This is a genomic window from Synechococcus sp. CBW1002 (assembly GCF_015840915.1).
Taxonomy (GTDB): domain Bacteria; phylum Cyanobacteriota; class Cyanobacteriia; order PCC-6307; family Cyanobiaceae; genus CBW1002.
The window spans coordinates 2,584,291-2,601,858 of record NZ_CP060398.1; the positions used below are offsets into that span (position 1 = coordinate 2,584,291).

Annotated in this window: 13 protein-coding genes and 1 pseudogene; 4 read left to right on the plus strand and 10 right to left on the minus strand. The window is 66.3% G+C overall.

The window, feature by feature from the left end; translation table 11 throughout:
- Positions 1–232: 232 nt before the first annotated feature.
- Positions 233–1,848: pseudogene (locus tag H8F24_RS12785) on the minus strand (IS3 family transposase).
- 318 nt (positions 1,849–2,166) lie between these two features.
- Positions 2,167–3,378, minus strand: a complete 1,212-nt coding sequence (locus H8F24_RS12790) for an IS256 family transposase (RefSeq protein WP_197158927.1) — start codon at positions 3,376–3,378, stop codon at positions 2,167–2,169.
- Between the two features lie 562 nt (positions 3,379–3,940).
- On the opposite strand from H8F24_RS12790, the gene H8F24_RS12795 reads away from it, so the two are divergent.
- Both H8F24_RS12795 and ltrA read left to right on the plus strand, forming a co-directional pair.
- Positions 3,941–4,123, plus strand: a complete 183-nt coding sequence (locus H8F24_RS12795) for a hypothetical protein (RefSeq protein WP_197169874.1) — start codon at positions 3,941–3,943, stop codon at positions 4,121–4,123.
- A gap of 87 nt (positions 4,124–4,210) precedes the next feature.
- Positions 4,211–5,305: a group II intron reverse transcriptase/maturase gene (gene ltrA, locus H8F24_RS12800; protein ID WP_197172308.1), complete on the plus strand. Its 1,095-nt coding sequence runs from the start codon at positions 4,211–4,213 to the stop codon at positions 5,303–5,305.
- 235 nt (positions 5,306–5,540) lie between these two features.
- Here the strand turns inward: ltrA and H8F24_RS12805 are convergent, their stop codons facing one another.
- From H8F24_RS12805 to lysA, 7 genes are all read right to left on the minus strand, one after another.
- Positions 5,541–6,095, minus strand: coding sequence for a glutathione S-transferase N-terminal domain-containing protein (locus H8F24_RS12805; protein WP_197169875.1), 555 nt, complete (start codon positions 6,093–6,095; stop codon positions 5,541–5,543).
- 62 nt (positions 6,096–6,157) lie between these two features.
- Positions 6,158–7,531, minus strand: a complete 1,374-nt coding sequence (locus H8F24_RS12810; protein ID WP_197169876.1) for a DUF6880 family protein — start codon at positions 7,529–7,531, stop codon at positions 6,158–6,160.
- 3 nt (positions 7,532–7,534) lie between these two features.
- A complete protein-coding gene (locus tag H8F24_RS12815; RefSeq protein ID WP_197169877.1) occupies positions 7,535–8,518 on the minus strand; it encodes a rhodanese-related sulfurtransferase in 984 nt (327 codons plus the stop codon).
- On the minus strand, positions 8,511–9,464 hold the full coding sequence (gene bioB / locus H8F24_RS12820; protein WP_231598290.1) for a biotin synthase BioB: 954 nt from the start codon (positions 9,462–9,464) through the stop codon (positions 8,511–8,513). Before bioB ends, H8F24_RS12815 begins: the two co-directional genes overlap by 8 nt.
- A gap of 122 nt (positions 9,465–9,586) precedes the next feature.
- The gene (locus H8F24_RS12825) at positions 9,587–10,366 is read right to left on the minus strand and encodes an isoprenyl transferase (protein WP_197154325.1); all 780 of its coding nucleotides are present in this window, start codon (positions 10,364–10,366) and stop codon (positions 9,587–9,589) included.
- Positions 10,363–11,175, minus strand: a complete 813-nt coding sequence (locus H8F24_RS12830) for a diadenylate cyclase (RefSeq protein WP_197154327.1) — start codon at positions 11,173–11,175, stop codon at positions 10,363–10,365. The genes H8F24_RS12825 and H8F24_RS12830 overlap by 4 nt, the downstream gene beginning before the upstream one ends.
- Positions 11,176–11,197: 22 nt before the next feature.
- Positions 11,198–12,646, minus strand: coding sequence for a diaminopimelate decarboxylase (gene lysA, locus H8F24_RS12835; RefSeq protein WP_197169879.1), 1,449 nt, complete (start codon positions 12,644–12,646; stop codon positions 11,198–11,200).
- A 58-nt stretch (positions 12,647–12,704) separates the two neighbouring features.
- On the opposite strand from lysA, the gene rimI reads away from it, so the two are divergent.
- Positions 12,705–13,148, plus strand: coding sequence for a ribosomal protein S18-alanine N-acetyltransferase (rimI, locus tag H8F24_RS12840; RefSeq protein WP_197169880.1), 444 nt, complete (start codon positions 12,705–12,707; stop codon positions 13,146–13,148).
- Between the two features lie 260 nt (positions 13,149–13,408).
- Positions 13,409–15,985, plus strand: a complete 2,577-nt coding sequence (locus H8F24_RS12845; protein WP_197154337.1) for an ATP-dependent Clp protease ATP-binding subunit — start codon at positions 13,409–13,411, stop codon at positions 15,983–15,985.
- 3 nt (positions 15,986–15,988) lie between these two features.
- Here the strand turns inward: H8F24_RS12845 and H8F24_RS12850 are convergent, their stop codons facing one another.
- On the minus strand, positions 15,989–17,302 hold the full coding sequence (locus tag H8F24_RS12850; RefSeq protein ID WP_231597815.1) for a Rieske 2Fe-2S domain-containing protein: 1,314 nt from the start codon (positions 17,300–17,302) through the stop codon (positions 15,989–15,991).
- Positions 17,303–17,568: the final 266 nt, after the last annotated feature.

A 17,568-nucleotide genomic window follows, 5' to 3' on the forward strand; every position in this document is an offset into this window, starting at 1 on the left:
TATTTCATCGTAATCAACCAGCTTGCTGATTTTTCGAGGTGCCCATAAGTCAGTGGGTTAAGAGTACTTTTGGAGCTAGCGGCAATGATTCGCATACCTTCAGAACAAGAAATCTGTTCTCAACCGACTGGCTGACTCGGTTTTGCGAGAATCCTCTTGATCTCTTCTTGATAAAGACTATGCATACGAGCGGCGGTGACTTTCAGGGAAGGTGTCACTCCTTGGCTGCCATTTAGACGGCCTCGGTTAAGGGTAGCGCGAGGATCGGATCGGGTTCCTCTGGTGGCTTGTTGATCCACACTTCTTCGGGTTGACGCCAGCAGCGGGTGCTTCGGCTCCAGCGTCTTGGATGGGCCTGACGGGCCTTCTCGTAGACATTGGCTCGCTGCTGGCAAATTGCCTTCGCGGCACCGCTGTGACGCTGGTGAGGCGTCACGAATTTGATGCCGCTGTGGCGGTGTTGATGGTTGTACCAGTCGACAAACGCCGACACCCACTCACACGCCTCTTCTTTGCTGGTAAACGGCCGACTGGGGTAGTCGGGCCGGTACTTGAACGTGCGGAACAAGGCTTCCGAGAAGGGATTGTCATTCGAAACCCTGGGCCGAGAGAACGACCGCAGGACACCCAACTCCTCCAGCCGCGCCTCGAGTGTGGCGGCGCGCATGGCATTGCCGTTGTCGGCATGGAGGATCAGCGGCAGGGGGGTGGACTGGTTGGCGCCACATCCCCTTGGGCGGCGGTAACGCTCCTTGAGACAGGCTCGCTGCACCAGATCCGCCGCGATCTCAGCCGATTCCACCTCAGCCATATCCCAGGCCACCACCTTGCGGCTCCAGACGTCGACCACTAGGTAGAGGTAAAGCCACACACCCCGGACTGTGGTCGGCAGATAGGTGATGTCCCAGCTCCAAACCCGGTTTGGGCCATCCGCCCTGAGGCGCGGCACGGAGCGCGGTTCCTGCGGCAACCGGGCCCGCCCACGTCGGTGACACTGCCCTGCCTGGTGCAACACCCGGTAGAAACTGCTCTCGGAGGCGATATAGAGGCCCTGATCCGCCAGCGCTGGCACGATCTGCCCGGGCGGAAGCGAGGCGTACTCCGGTTGGTTGCACGTCAGCAGGATCCGCTGGCGCTCCTCCTCCGTCAGCCGGTGAACGACCAGGCGAGGACTTCCTTTACGGCGGTCCTCGCCGTCCCCATCACCCAGAAAGGCCTTCCGCCATCGTTTGAGGGTACGCAGGCAGATGCCGATCTCACCGCATGCGCTCACCAGGCCGGCTCCAGCCGCATGCGCCTCGCCGATCAGCTCGATCACCTTCCGCCGGTGCGCGGCGCTGGTCAACCTTCCGCGTCCTCCGAGCAGAAGGCATCCCACTTTTTTCGCAGCACCAGCAAGGCCGCCGCCTCCGCCAGGGCCTTCTCCTTGCGCTGCAGCTCCTTCTTGAGTGCTTTGATCTCTCGCTGGTCCTGGGCACGGAGCCTTTCGAGCTCCTTTTGCTCGGCCATCGTCAGCACCGGCTTGGCGTTGGCATCCTGAGCGGTCTGACGCCAGCGGCTCACCTGCTCAGGAAAGAGCCCCCGCTCGCGGCAATAGGCACTGAGCTCAGTGGCGTTCAACCCGGCCGTCTCCAGCACCACCGTGAACTTGTCGGCAGCACTCCAGCCATCTGGTTCCTTCTGAGATGCCGGCACCACCTCTCCCTGCAACCGCCACGTCTTCCTCCATTTGTAGAGGGTGATCACGTGGATGCCCAGCTCTTCTGAAATCCGGGCCACGCTCTGCCTGTGCGGCGGGCTCATCCGCCTTCTCACATCAGCCTTGACGGCCTCGCTGTAACGACGCATTGGTCATGTCCTCAAGCCCCCGGATGTACGGATGGGCCGCGTCCCTTGGCGTGGTGTAAATCCCGAGGCCCGATTGCCCTGGACTGAGGGAGAACAGGGGTGAATGACGGGCTGTCATTCTCGAGGCGCATGTGCACCTCGTTATTTCACGATGAATCCAGACGATTGACTTGTCAAGTCTTTCGTCTGGATTGCCGATCGGTTGTGGGCTACACCTGCAATCTTGGTCGTGACGTCTGCGGTGCCGGCCCCCGGGCGGTGATCGCCGCCGCTGCGCCCTGTGGGGGCGCTACGGCGCGATCTCCTGGGGCCTGAGGCTCAGGCCGCTGCTTCTTGCAAGGAAGGCTGCGTGGGCAGCTCCGCCAGTGAGGGGATGGCGGCCATGCTCTCGGCGGAGAACATGCGCCGGCCCTCCAGCTGCCAGTGCTCGTCCTGCTCCAGCAGCACAGCCCCCACCAAGCGGGTGATCGAGGCGTCATTCGGGAAGATGCCAACCACCCGAGTGCGGCGTTTGATCTCCTCATTGAGGCGCTCGAGCAGGTTGGTGCTCCAAGTCTTTTTCCAGTGTTGAGGCGGGAAGTGACGGAAGGCGAGCACGTCTTCCCGGGCGTGCAGCATGAGCTCAGCAGCCTTGGGGAAGCGATCCACCAGTGAGCTGGCCAGATCGTCCCAGCGGGCCTCGATTTCGTCCGTTTTCTCCTGGGCGAACACCGAGCGCAAGGCAGCGGTGACCATGCCTTGGTGGGCCTTGGGCACCCGTTGGAGCAGGTTTCTGGCGAAATGGACCCTGCAGCGCTGCCAGCAGCTGCCCTGCAGCATCCGCCGGATCGCCTTGGTGAGGCCCACGTGCGCGTCGCTGATCACGAGCTTGACCCCAGTGAGGCCGCGCTCCTTGAGCGAGCCAATGAACTCGCTCCAGAAGCTCTCGGTTTCGCTGTCGCCCACCTTGATGCCGAGCAGCTCGCGGCGACCATCGGCATTGACGCCCATGGCCACCACCACAGCCCTGGAGCAGACCTGCATCGCCTTGCCGAGACGCCCGTGGAGATAGGTGGCATCGAGGTACAGGTAGGCGTAGCCGGTGGCCTCAAGGGGGCGGTTCAGGAAGGCCTGCACCTGGATGTCGATGTCAGCGCAGATGCGGCTCACCTGAGATTTGGAGATGCCGCTCTGGACTCCCAGGGCGGCCACCAGGGCGTCGACCTTGCGCGTTGAGATGCCGCCGACATAGGCCTCCATCACCACGCCGTAGAGGGCCTGGTCCACACGGCGGCGCGGCTCCAGGATCGAGGGCAGGTGGCTGCCGGAGCGCAGTTTGGGGATGCGGAGATCGATGTCCCCCACCTGGGTGGCCAGGGTGCGCGGCCGGTAGCCGTTGCGGTAGCCGAGCCGCTCCTCGCTGCGCTCATGGCGCTCTGCGCCGAGCACGGCAGCGACCTCCAGCTCGATCAGCTGCTGCAGGCCGTGGCGCACCAGCTCGGGGATCAGCTCACCGGCGCTGCTGCCATCCAGTAGCGGCGCCAGCTCAATTGCGGCACGATTGGACGTGGGCGTGTGTCACGAGTCAGCAGGTGAAAGCCAAGGCTGATGAAACTGCATCGGGGATGGGAGTGTGGCCTCCCGGGATCGGCCTGCAGGGGCTGGTACCAAACCACCCCGTGCTGCTGCGTTCAAAAGACGTGGTGGTGAGCGACGGGGAAACGGCGGACTGGATCCGTCAGGTGTGCGACGAGAAGGTGAGCGCAAGCGAACCGTTGATGACGCGCCGATATCTATTTCAGACGCTGCCAAAACGGGAGGCGGCCCAAATCTCCTGGATCAGTGTGGACAGAGCCTGTCTATGGACCACACGGCAGCCGGCGTATAGACGGCACGAGCTCATCGCAGGCCCTGATGCGGAACGTGAGAACCTGCCATGGAATGCCAAGGGAACATCCCAAGTGGTCACCACCATGAGGGTCAATACCGATGTCTGTGGCAGGGGCGGAGCAACCCGTAGTAGCGATGATGGGTCTGTAACGGACTCGGAGCCAAGGGGTTGCATCATCCCGTTTGGAGTCTCCCATCAACTGCCTACGGCAGGAGGAATGGGATGACAACAGACAAGCCGCTACCGATTACCAAGGTGATGGTCTGGAAGGCCTATCAACAGGTGAAACGGAACGGACAGGCGGCCGGTGTGGATGGCCAAAGCCTGGACGACTTCAACAAGGGCACCTCGAAAAATTGCCTCCACCAAGACGGAGCCCTCAAGCCTGGCCTGACGTGGCAATGAGTCTCAATTGCCGGATCCCGCAGATCCCGAATTTTTCGAGGTGCCCACAAGGATCTGGAGAATAATCTCTACAAACTCTGGAATCGGATGGCATCAGGAAGTTATCTTCCGCCACCAGTTCGGCGTGTGGAGATTCCCAAATCCGGTGGAGGCGTCAGGCCGCTGGGTATCCCGACGGTTGCTGATCGCATCGCACAGATGGTGGTCAAGCAGGTGCTGGAGCCAGAGCTGGAGCTGATCTTTGATCAGGATTCCTACGGCTACAGACCGGGCAAGTCAGCGCATCAGGCAGTAGAGGTCTGCCGTCAGCGCTGCTGGAGGTCCAACTGGGTTCTCGATCTCGACATCAAGGGGTTTTTCGATGCTATCGATCACGACCTGTTGATGCGCGCGATCAAGGCCCATACCTCCGAGCGCTGGGTGGTGCTCTACCTGCAACGATGGCTGCAGGCACCGGTTCTGTTGCCGGATGGCACGCTCCATCCCAGGGACCGGGGCACACCGCAAGGTGGTGTCATCAGTCCACTGCTGGCCAATCTGTTCCTGCACTATGCGTTTGATGTGTGGATGCGCCGGAGCCACCCGGCCATTGCCTTTGAGCGCTATGCAGATGATGTGATCTGTCATTGCCACAGCGAGAAGGAAGCTCGGCGGTTGCTGGAGGCATTGCAGGATCGCTTTGCGTCCTGTGGCCTCCAGCTTCATCCCCAGAAGACCCAGGTGGTCTACTGCAGGGATAGCAACCGCCGGGCACCGTTTGCTGATGTCACGTTCACGTTTCTTGGTTTCGCGTTTCGGCCACGTGTGTCTCGCAATTCTCGCGGAGTCATCTACACAGGCTTTTTGCCGGCAGTGAGTCCGCAGGCTCTCCAGCGTATGCGGGAGAGGATTAGGTCGATAGGGCTTCCATCGCTCGTGTATCTGTCGCTTGAGGAGATCGCTAAAGTGCTGAATCCAGTGATTCGTGGCTGGATTCAGTACTACGGTCGTTTCTATAGGACAGAACTGATCAGGAAGTTGTATCGCTACCTGGATGACAGAATTGCAGCCTGGTTACGGCAGAAGTACAAAAGGCTGCGGGGTCGTCGGCTCCAAAGCTGGCGAGTACTTGCCAGGATCAGGTCTGGACATCGTGATCTGTTCGCGCACTGGCGTCGAGTCAGTGAAGTGGCATGTGGATGATGGGAGCCGTATGACGCGAGAGTGTCACGTACGGTTCTGTGAGCACCTCGGGGGGAAGTTCCCCGGGGTGACTCGACATGGTTCGTCTGGTTGAGGTAGTGCTCAAACCAGGGTCACGGGCCTGCCCACCCCTTGCAACGCTGGCCGCTGAGCGGAACGTCTGAGGTGCGCGCTCAACCCCGGCTACGCCGGGGTTGAGGTCCCCAGGGATTTACACCAACACAGGGGACGCAAGCTACGGATGAGAGGGGTGACATCTTTCCTGAAACCGGGGGAGCCAGCCCTCCGGTGTTCTCGCCAGCCGTTCGTTCCAGCGCCCCAGGATCGCCAGGGCGGCGGCCCGGTGCATCGGCCGCTCCTGCTCCCCCGCGGCACCATGGCGGGCGGCGTACTTGAAGCGATCCAGGTGGTGTTTGAAGGGTCCGTCGTTTTCGGCGATCATCGCCGTGATCTCCGCCAGTGCCGCTGGGCTCCGGCCGACCCACCAGCCCTGCGGGTCGCGGTGCTCCAGGGCCCACCGCATGATCTCCAGGCTTTCCTCCAGCACTTGCGCAGGCTTCGTCTCTTCGGAGGAGGAACCGTTCTCCTTGCCGGACCCGGTTCGTTTTCCGGGCACCACCAGCACCGGCACCGTGCCCTTGGCTGAGGCCTCCAGCAGCTCGGGCGGCTTGGCCCGCAGGCTCACCTCCCGCAGCTCCAGGTTTGGCCCCGGCGCAAAGCCGGCGGCGGCCAGGGCCAGCCGGGCGCGGATGGCGTAGGGGCAGCGGCGGAAGCTGTAGAGCACCGGCATCGGACATGCGATCGGCGCTGTCGTCAATGGCCCGTTTCTTCCAACGCTGGCGCCCATGCCCATCAGCCTGGCCCATGGGACGGCATCTGAAGACCATCCACCTCCTGCCAGAAGCCGATCCGCCGCCAGAAGCGCACCCGCAGGTCGTCTTCGAACTCCTGGTGGGTGGGCAGGTCGTGCCAGTGGTCGATGCGCTGCGCGAGTTGGGCGCAGCGCAGCAGGTGCTGGGCCGCGTAGGGGTAGCGCTTCGGGCGGGAGTGTTCCAGGGCGAAGCTCACCATCGCCCGCAGCAGCACGGTGGCGGCCAGCGGATGGCCGGCCTCCAGCTGCTCAGCCGCCGGACCGTAGAGCCCGTAGGCCTCCCCATTCCAGCGGTGGGGCTGGCGCAGCACCAGCTCCGCCGCCCGGCGCAGATCCGGCCAGGCCAGCAGGAAATCCAGGGCTTCGGCGGGGTCTTCGTGGGCCAGCGCCCGATCGAGAGCCTCCTCCTCGGCCTGCACATCCTCGAAATCATCCAGCCGGCGGAGGTACTCGCGCAGCAGGCCGGCATCGAGATCCTCCAGAAACCCCTGCCAGCGCTCCCCCTGGGCCTCCTGGCGGCGGCCCAGGGCCTCAAGCGCCTCGATCCGCGGCCGTCGCACCACCGCCCCCAGCCACTGCAGCCCCTCCTCGTCCACCCCCTCCAGCGTCGCCAGGGCCTCCTCGGCCCGGCCCGCCGCCAGCAGCCGCTCCGCCACCGCCGCCGCCACCGACGGGCGCCGCAGATCCTCTGCGCTGAAGCTGCCGGCGAAGGCGTCCACATCGCCCATCGCATCGGCGATCGCCAGCATCACCGCCGAACGTTCCGGCGTGCCGCGGGCACGGAATTCCCCCCGCAGGGCCTCCAGCCCCTCCCGCCCCAGCGGCTCCGCCAGCAGCCCCACCAGCCGATCCAGCTGGTGGTAGCCGTTGCATTCCATCAGCGCCTCGGCGATCCGTTCCGCCGCCGCCTCCGGCGCCGGCCGGGCCGCCAACATCGTGGCCGGCAGGGCCTCGAGCACCCGCTGGAAGAAGTCGCTGAGGCTGCCGCTGCCGTCGTGGCTGCGATCGAAGAGGCCCTCCGAGAGCTCCAGCAACTGCCAGTGCAGCTCGTGGGCAATGGCCGGTGCCTCCGTGCGGATCGATCCGGTGACCGTGGCCAGGTGCCCCTCCAGCTCGGTGAGCAGGGTTCGACGTTTGGCCGCATCGAGAAACGTGCTGGCCTGGTCGATCGTGCGCAGGCGCTTGCGCACCTCCTGCGCCGCCTCCTCGGCGCTGCGCCCTTCCGCCAGCGCCAGCCGCAGCCGGCGCTTGGCCGCCGCATTGCCCTGGCTCAGCTCCAGCAGCAGCTCCGCCAGGCGGGCCGCCCCGAGGGCCTCGAGGTTGCGGGCGTTGAGGGTGGTGCGGGCAGCGGGCACGGATCAGGTTGGTGGGTCGGCGCCGGGGCCCAGGTGGCTGGCACCGCACGCGGCGGCCCGCTCGATCTGCCGTTGGCGCTCGGCGAAGCGGGCGCGGTCGGCGTCGCTGTAGCGGCTCAGGCAGTGGCGGCAGCTCACCCCGTCCACGTAGCTGGGCAGGGCTCGATCGGCCGGCGAGAGCGGCAGGCCGCAGGCGTGGCAGAGGCTGTGCTCGCCGGGCTCCAGGCGGTGGTTCACCGCCACCCGCTGGTCGAACACGAAGCATTCGCCCTGCCAGCGGCTCGCCTGCTCGGGAATCTCCTCGAGATACCGCAGAATGCCGCCCTGCAGGTGATGCACCCCCTCGAAACCCTGCTGGAGCAGGTAGGCGGTGGCCTTCTCGCAGCGGATGCCTCCGGTGCAGAACAACGCCAGCTGCTTCGGCTGCCGCTCGGCCACCAGGGGCCTCAGCTCCTGCTCCACCCACCGGGGAAACTCCCGGAAGCTGCCGGTGCCGGGATCGATCGCTCCCTCGAAGCTGCCGATCGCCACCTCGTAGTCATTGCGGGTATCGATCACCAGGGTGTCGGGATCGCGGATCAGGGCGTTCCATTCCTGCGGATCCACATAGGTGCCCACGGGTGTGGCGTCCAGCTGCACCGTGGGGCAACCCAGGCTCACGATCTCCCGCTTGATCCGCACCTTCCAGCGCCGGAAGGCCTGTCGCGGCGCCGTGCTGCGCTTCACCGTGAGCTCGGCCAGCCGTGGATCGCTCTGCAGGGCCGCCAGCAAGGCCTCCACGCCTGAGCTGGGGCCGCTCACCGTGCCGTTCACCCCTTCCGTGGCCAGCAGCAGGCTCCCTTTCACGCCGCCGGCCTCGCCCACGGCCCGCCAGCGTTGCTGCAGATCCGGCAGGTCGTCCGCAGCCAGGACTGCGAAGCGATAGAACGCCGCCACCAGCACCTCGGTGGCGGCAGAGGTTTCGGCTGGGGCTGGCGCGTCAGGCATGGGCGACAGCCGGGGCCGGTGATGCGGCACAGGCCTTGCCAGCGGCAGGCGGCGCCCCTGCGGTTTCCACCCGCACCCCCGCTGCCGCCAGCAGGGCCTGGTCTGCGGCCACATCCGGGTTACCGGTGGTGAGCAGGGTGTCGCCGTAGAAGATCGAATCGGCGCCCGCCAGCAGGCAGAGGATCTGGGCTTCGCGGTTCATCTGGTCGCGGCCGGCACTCAGCCGTACCCGGCTGTGGGGCATCAGGATCCGTGCCACCGCCACCATCCGCACCAGTTCCAGTGGATCCACCGCCGGCTGCTCCTGCAGCGGCGTGCCCTCCACCGCCACCAGGGCATTGATCGGCACGCTCTCGGGATGGGGATCGAGGCTGGCCAGCACCTGCAGCAGGCCGGCGCGATCCGCCGGCGTTTCGCCCATACCGATGATGCCGCCGCAGCAGAGGGTCACGCCGGCCCGGCGCACCCGCTGCAGGGTTTCCAGCCGCTCCTGATAGGTGCGGGTGGTGATGATCCGGCCGTAGTGCTCCGGGCTGGTGTCGAGGTTGTGGTTGTAGGCGGTGAGGCCCGCTTCCGCCAGGCGCTCGGCCTGCTGATCGGTGAGCATGCCGGCGGTCACGCAGGCCTCCAGTCCCAGCTCCCTCACCCCTTGCACCATCGCCAGCATCGCCTCGAACGGCGCCCCGTCGCGGATCTCGCGCCAGGCCCAGCCCATGCAGAAGCGGTTCGCGCCGGCCGCCTTCGCCGCCCGGGCCCGCTCCAGCACCGGTGCCACCGCCAGCTCCGGCCGGCCGGCCACATCGGCGCTGTGGTGCATCGACTGGGGGCAATAGGCGCAGTCTTCCTCGCAGCCGCCGGTCTTCACGCTCAACAGCGAGGCCAGCTGCACCGTGTAGCCCGGATTGGCGGCCCGGTGCACCTGCTGGGCCTGCCAGAGCAGATCCATCAACGGCAGATTCAGCAGCGTCTGGATCTCGGCGTGGCTCCAGTCGTGGCGGGTGATCACAGGGGCTTCAGGCGGGGCGTTGGGATCGGCGTACAGGCTGTTGGGCTTGTGGCCTCTGGGCTTCAGGCCGCGGGGGCCACGCCGCCGAAACGGCGCTGCCGGCCCTGGTAGTCCAGCAGAGCGCGCAGCAGCGCCTCCTGATCGAAATCGGGCCAGAGCACATCGGTGATGTGGAGCTCGGCGTAGGCCAGCTGCCAGAGCAGGAAGTTGCTCAGCCGCTGCTCGCCGCTGGTGCGGATCAGCAGATCCGGATCCGGTTCGCCGGCGGTGTGCAGCTCAGCGGCGAAGCGGGCTTCATCGATCGCCTCGGGATCGAGCGTGCCCTCCGCCACCCGCTGGGCCAGCTGGCGCGCCGCCCGCACCAGCTCGTTGCGGCCGCCGTAGTTGGTGCAGACGTTGAAATGAATGCCGCTGTTGCCCGCCGTGCGCTCGGTGGCTTCGGCGATCCGTTGCCGCAGCCCCTCCGGCAGGGGCTCCAGGTCGCCCAGGAAGCGAATCCGTACCTGCTCCCGCTCCAGCCCCTCCAGTTCCCGCACCAGCACCTTCTCGAACAGGGCCATCAGGAAGCTCACCTCCTCCCCCGGCCGGTTCCAGTTCTCGGTGGAGAAGGCATAGGCCGTCAATGCGCCGATGCCCCAGTCGCTGCAGAGGCGCAGGGTGCGCTTGAGGGATTCCACTCCGGCCCGGTGCCCCATCACCCGCGGCAGGCCGCGCTGCCGCGCCCAGCGGCCGTTGCCATCCATGATCACCGCCACATGGGTGGGCAGGCGAGCGGGATCAAGAGCCGCCGGCAATGGCGACACGTGGGAGTGGGGGGTGGTGGTCGCCAGGGCGCGACTCATCCGCGGGAATCCGGCGTGTCCTTCGCCACGCTACGTCCCGTCGATGAAGCCAGGGCATCGCTGAGCAGGTCGTGCAGGCGGCTGCTGGTGATCGGCCGCTCCAGCCGCCCCTGGCAGGCCAATGACAAGGTGCCTGTTTCCTCGGACACCACGATGCAGAGGCAGCGATCGAAGCGCTCGGTGATGCCCAGGGCTGCCAGGTGACGGGTGCCGTAGCGGTTGCTGCCCTGGCGCGAGAGCGGCAGGATCACCCCCGCCGCCATGATCCGGTTGGCCCGCACCAGCACGGCACCGTCATGCAGAGGCGTATCGGCCGCGAACAGGTTGAGCAGCAGATCCACCGACAGCTGCGCATCCAGCGGGATGCCGGGATTGAGAAAATCCTCGGGGCGCAGGTCGCTGCCCAGATCCACCAGCACCAGCGCCCCCCTGCGGCTCTGGGAGAGGCGCCCGGCCGCCTCGCTCAGCACCGCCACCGAGCCGGAGGCCAGGCCATCGCGGCCGCTGTTGCCGAACAGCACGTCCAGCCGTCCGGTGCCGAGCAGTTCCATCAGGCGGCGCAGCTCCCCTTGCCACAGGATCGCCAGGGCCAGGCTGCAGGCCAGCACCAGGGCATCCACCAGCTTGGTGGTGAGCGGCAGGTTGGCGTAGCGCTGCACCACCCAGGCCAGCGCCACCAGAAACAGGTAGCCCCGCAGCAGCCACAGCGTGCGGGATTCGGTGACCCGGCCGAGCACCACAACTCCCAGACCGGTGGCGAACAGCAGGTCGAGCAGCAGGCGGGGATCGACGAGCCTCAGCCAGGCCACATGCAGGGGCGTTTCCTGAGACTCAGGGTACCGGCAGGAGCCTGGCTGGCAGCACGTCGTAGCGCAGAAGGTCTTCCGGCTGTTCGCGCCGTTGCACCAGCTCCGCCATCCCCTCGTGGACCAGCACCGCCGCCGGTCGGGGAATGCGGTTGTAGTTGGAACCCATCGAGGCGTTGTAGGCGCCGGTGGAGAACACCGCCAGAACGTCGCCCCGGCCGGCCGGCGGCAGGGCGATGTCCTTGAGCAGCACATCGCCCGATTCGCAGTGCTTGCCCGCCACGGTGACCGTTTCGAGCGGCTGATCTTCAGGAGACTCCCCGCCGGGCAGACCTGCGTGGGGGCGATCGGCCAGTACGGCGGTGTATTGCGATTGATAGGTGATCGGCCGCGGGTTGTCGCTCATGCCGCCATCCACCGAGAGATAGGTGCGGATGCCGGGGATGTCCTTGCGGCTGCCCACCGTGTAGAGAGTCACGCCGGCGGTGGCCACCAGGGAGCGGCCCGGTTCGCACAGCAGCCGCGGCAGCTCCAGGTTCCGTTCGCGGCAGGCCTCGGCCACCGCCACCGCCACGCCGCGCACCCATTCCTCGATGCTCGGCGGATCATCCGAGGCAACATAGCGGATGCCGAGGCCGCCGCCCACGTTCAGGTCCTGCACCGGGTGGCCCAGGGAGCGGGCCAGGGCCAGGGCATCGGCCATCACGCCCGCCAGGTCCCGGTGGGGTTGCAGTTCGAAGATCTGGGAGCCGATGTGGGCATGCAGGCCGGTGAGCTCGGCCCAGGGACAACCTTTGAGATGGCGCAGCACCGTTTCAAGCTGGTCGGGATCGAAGCCGAACTTGCTGTCGAGGTGGCCGGTGCGGATGTACTCGTGGGTGTGGCACTCGATGCCCGGGGTGAAGCGCAGCATCAGCCGCACCGGTTGCCCCTGGGCCGGTGCCAGCTCGGCCAGCAGCTCCAGGTCGAGCCAGTTGTCCACCACCACGGTGATGCCGCGGCTCACGGCCAGTTCCAGCTCCTCCTTCGACTTGTTGTTGCCGTGCAGCACGATCCGGTCGCTGGGCATGCCGCCCTGCAGCGCCGTGAGCAGTTCGCCGGCAGACACGGCATCCAGCCCCAGCCCCTCGGTCGCCACCAGGGCCGTGATCGCCAGGGAGCTGTTCGCCTTGGAGGCATAGAGCGCCAGAGCCGAACCGGGGTAATGCACCGCCAGGGCGTCGCGGTAGGCGCGGCAGGTGGCCCGCAGCGTGGCCTCATCGAGCACATAGAGCGGTGTGCCGTAGGTGCGGGCCAGGTCGCTCAGGCCGCAGCCTCCCACCTGCAGCCGCCCTTCGCCGTCCCGTTCGGTGGTGAGGGGCGTGAGGTTGCGGTTGGGGCTGGTCAGATCGCGTCCGGCCTCATAGGGCTGGGGCGTTGCGGCCGCCGAGCCCGCCTCCGGGCCGGCGCTCTGCTGGGAAGCTGTCAACACCATAGCGCGGGTCCCGGGCGGCGAGGAAACGATGTGCAGTGAATGTACGGAAGCCGTCGGGATGGTGACGGGTCCGGCTCCGCTCAGCCTCTCCGATCTGGCCGCCTGCCTGCAGCTCGATCAGCAGGCCCTGGGGGGCCTCTGGACGGAGAGCCAGTGGCGCACCGAGTTGCAGGAAGCCTCCCGGCCGGGTGTGGGGCTCTGGCAGGGGGAGGCGCTGGTGGCGATGGCCTGCGGCTGGCTGATCCTCGATGAGCTGCACATCACGGTGGTGGCGGTGGATCCGCAGTGGCGCCGCCTCGGCCTGGGGCAGCAGGTGCTGGCCGCGCTGCTGGCGGAGGCCCGGGGACGAGCCGCGAGCCGGGCCACCCTTGAGGTGGCGACGGGCAACGGCGCTGCGCGGGGCCTCTACGCCCGCTTCGGCTTCCGCGATGCCGGCATCCGTCGTGGTTATTACCGCAGCGGCGAGGACGCCCTGATCCAATGGCTCGACCTTCGGACCTGAACGCGTCCTCGCGGCCCGCGGGCAGCACGCCCTTCGCCTGCGCATCGACCACCCCTGGTGGCGCCCGAACCGATCACCGATCCAGCGGTTCGGTTTACCGGCGTTTCTTGTTGCGAAGCCCGTCAGATCGTGCTGGTTGTCTTATGTCTTGAACAGGCCTGAAGCCTTGAGTCAACAGCGATCTGCCGCGCTGGCACAGCAACACCGCACTCTCCGCTCACCCCTGATAGGTTAGTGAGACGTGCAGCAGGCCCCGCCCCATGTTCGAGCGGTTTACCGAGAAGGCCATCAAGGTGATCATGCTGGCCCAGGAAGAGGCCAGACGCCTGGGTCACAACTTCGTGGGCACCGAACAGATCCTGCTGGGCCTGATCGGTGAGGGCACCGGTGTGGCCGCCAAGGTGCTCAAGTCCATGGGGGTCAACCTCAAGGATGCCCGGGTGGAAGTGGAGAAGATCATCGGCCGCGGCTCCGGCTTCGTGGCGGTGGAGATCCCCTTCACCCCCCGGGCCAAGCGGGTGCTGGAGCTCTCCCTGGAGGAGGCCCGCCAGCTGGGTCACAACTACATCGGCACCGAGCATCTGTTGCTCGGACTGATCCGCGAAGGCGAAGGTGTCGCCGCGCGGGTGCTGGAGAACCTCGGCGTCGACCTGGCCAAGGTGCGCACCCAGGTGATCCGCATGCTCGGCGAAACCGCCGAAGTGGCGGCCGGCAGTGGTGGCAAGGGCTCCACCAAGACCCCCACCCTCGATGAATTCGGTTCCAACCTCACCCAGCAGGCCGCTGAAGGCAAGCTCGATCCGGTGGTGGGTCGCCAGCACGAGATCGAGCGGGTGATCCAGATCCTCGGCCGTCGCACCAAGAACAACCCGGTGCTGATCGGCGAGCCCGGTGTCGGTAAAACCGCCATTGCCGAAGGTCTGGCCCAGCGCATCGTCACCGGCGATGTGCCGGACATCCTGGAAGACAAGCGCGTTCTCACCCTCGATATCGGCCTGTTGGTGGCCGGCACCAAGTACCGGGGCGAATTCGAGGAGCGCCTCAAGAAGATCATGGAGGAGATCCGGGGTGCCGGCAACGTGATCCTGGTGATCGACGAAGTCCACACCCTGATCGGTGCCGGTGCGGCCGAGGGCGCCATCGATGCCGCCAACATTCTCAAGCCGGCCCTGGCTCGCGGCGAGCTGCAGTGCATCGGTGCAACCACCCTGGATGAATACCGCAAGCACATCGAGCGGGATGCGGCCCTGGAGCGCCGCTTCCAGCCGGTGATGGTGGGCGAGCCCTCCGTGGTCGACACGATCGAGATCCTGCGCGGCCTGCGGGAGCGCTATGAGCAGCATCACCGCCTCAAGATCTCCGATGAGGCCCTCGTGGCCGCCGCCACCCTCGGCGATCGCTACATCTCCGATCGCTTCCTGCCCGATAAGGCGATCGACCTGATCGATGAAGCCGGCAGCCGCGTGCGCCTGCTCAACTCCAAGCTGCCCCCCGCCGCCAAGGAGGTGGATAAGCAGCTCCGGGCTGTGCAGAAAGACAAGGAAGACGCGGTGCGCGAGCAGGATTACACCAAGGCCGGTGAACTGCGCGATAAGGAAGTGGAGCTGCGCGAGCAGATCCGCACGATCCTGCAGGCCCGCAAGGACGAGGATCCCGCCGCTGAGGCCGGTGCCGCTGAGGCCGCTGAAGCTGGTGGTGTCGCCGTTGCTCTCGCCACCAGCGAGGCCAACAGATCCGAAGTGGCCGGCATCGACGGGGAACGCCATCCGTTGGTCACGGAGGAAGACATCGCCCAGATCGTGGCCTCCTGGACCGGTGTGCCGGTGCAGAAGCTCACCGAGAGCGAATCGGTGAAGCTGCTCAACATGGAAGAGACCCTCCATCAGCGCCTGATCGGTCAGGACGAAGCGGTGAAGGCCGTCTCGAAGGCGATCCGCCGGGCTCGGGTTGGCCTCAAGAACCCCAACCGTCCGATCGCCAGCTTCATCTTCTCCGGCCCCACCGGTGTCGGCAAGACCGAGCTCACCAAGTCTTTGGCGGCGTATTTCTTCGGCAGCGAAGATGCGATGATCCGCCTCGACATGTCGGAGTTCATGGAGCGCCACACGGTCAGCAAGCTGATCGGCTCGCCTCCGGGCTATGTGGGCTTCAACGAAGGCGGGCAGCTCACCGAAGCGGTGCGCCGGCGGCCCTACACCGTGGTGCTGTTCGACGAGATCGAGAAGGCCCACCCGGATGTGTTCAACCTGCTGCTGCAGCTGCTGGAAGACGGTCGTCTGACCGATTCCAAGGGCCGCACGGTCGATTTCAAGAACACCCTGATCATCATGACCTCGAACATCGGTTCGAAGGTGATCGAGAAGGGCGGCGGCGGCCTCGGCTTCGAGTTCGGTGGCGGCGATGTGGAGGAAACCCAGTACAACCGCATCCGCATGCTGGTCAACGAGGAACTCAAGCAGTACTTCCGGCCTGAGTTCCTCAACCGTCTCGACGAGATCATCGTCTTCCGTCAGCTCAGCCGCGATGAGGTGAAGGAAATCGCCGAAATCCTGCTCAAGGAGGTGTTCGGCCGCATGCGCGAGAAAGGGATCGAGCTTTCGGTCACCGACGCATTCAAGGAGCGCCTGGTGGAAGAGGGTTACAACCCCAGTTACGGTGCCCGGCCCCTGCGCCGTGCCGTGATGCGCCTGCTCGAGGATTCCCTGGCCGAGGAATTCCTCTCCGGCCGCATCGGCGAAGGCGATACCGCTGTGGTCGATGTGAACGACGACAAGCAGGTGGTGATCCGCAAGCAGGGTGTGGTCACCATGCCGGAACTGGCCACGGCCAGCGTCTGAATCTCAGAGGCGATTGCGCGGCGGTTCTCCCGTTCCGCGCAACAGCCCCTGCTCCCAGCGGCCCAGCTGACGATCAGCCAGTGCGCTGGCCAGGGCCACCGTGCCCCCGGCCACCAGGGCAGGCAAGGTGTGAAACCAGGCGATTGCGGCCAGGCTGCCCCAGAGCGGCAGTGGTAGCCACGGCCGCCAGCGGCGGATTCCGGCCAGGGCACCGCCACAGGACTGGCAGTGCTCGGTATGGGCGTGAAAGCGCTCCATCAGCGCGTCACGCTCCAGTCGCGGCGGCAAGGTTTGATCGGGGAACGGATCGGCGCTGAAGCGGCTCACCCAGTCGTGCAGGGCTTTGATGTAGAGATCGGCGCCAGTGGCCAGGTTGTAGGCGCGGCTGGCCGAGCCACTTCTCCCCCGGGTCTCCAGTACCCGCTCCTGCCAGTGGAGAAACAGCTGGTCATCTTCCAGCACCCGATGGTTGCTGATGTGCTGCAGCCAGCGGGGCCGCAGCCCCAGCAGGCGCGCCGGCCAGGGGGAACGGAAGCGGAACGGGAACCTCGCCAGCAGCCGGCATTCGCCTCGGCGGATCGGCACCGCATAGACCACGGTGAGAATGCGGGCGAACGCCTTGGCGTCGAGCTCGTGCCACATCAGGGCCGGTGCTGCAAAGGTGGTGTGCTGGCTGCCGAGGCTTCCCTTGCGCGGACCCTCCGGCCACAGCCCCGTGAATCCCTCCTCGCCGAAGCTGGTGAGTTCGGCCCGCACCGGTGCTGCGGTGGCGCGGTTGCCCACGGTCTTGTGGTGGGTGAAGGGCACATGGCTCACATCGAGCACGTTCTCCAGCAGGGTGAGGGCATCCATCGGCAGGTCCCGGAAGGTGTCCTGCACCAGCCAGGGCTCACCGGGTTCCTCCAGGGCCGGCACCAGCGGCAAGGGCACCGCGGCGGCCTCGTTCGGATCGCCGGCGAACACGAACAGCAGGCCCTGGGCTTCGGCCGTGGCGTAGGTGCGGCAGGTCGATCGCCGCGAGGCGAGGGCGGCGTCGGATTCGGCCTGGGGGATGAGGGTGCAGCGGCCACTGCCCTCGAAGCTCCAGCCGTGATACGGGCACTCCAACTCGCCCCTGGCATTGATCCGCCCGTCGCTGAGGGGCACCAGCCGGTGGGGGCACACGTCCGCGAAGGCCCGCCACTGCTGGGCTGCCTCCTCCCACCAGAGCACAAGATCCTGCTCCAGCAGGGTGAAGGGCTGGGGGCGGCGGCGGTCGAGATCCGCCAGAGGGGCCACCGGATACCAGTGTCGATGCCAGTCCACAGCTGGGGGCACGGCAGAAGGCAACGCAGAGAGATCGCATCCTGGCAACCCCGCGCCACCAACGGCAGGAGGTCGGTGCGGGGGGCGGTGCTCTGATCCAGGCAAGTGGTCTGATCACGGCGAGGAATGGTGTGGGTCTGGGTTGGTTCAGCAGGAAAGAAATCAGTTTGAAGGCGACGGTGTTGCGAGGGTGGACTAGGACAAATGGCTGGTGATTGTGGCTGGTTCAGTCACCGGAACTGGCGAGATTGCCCAGGGATGACGAAGTGTGTTGGTCC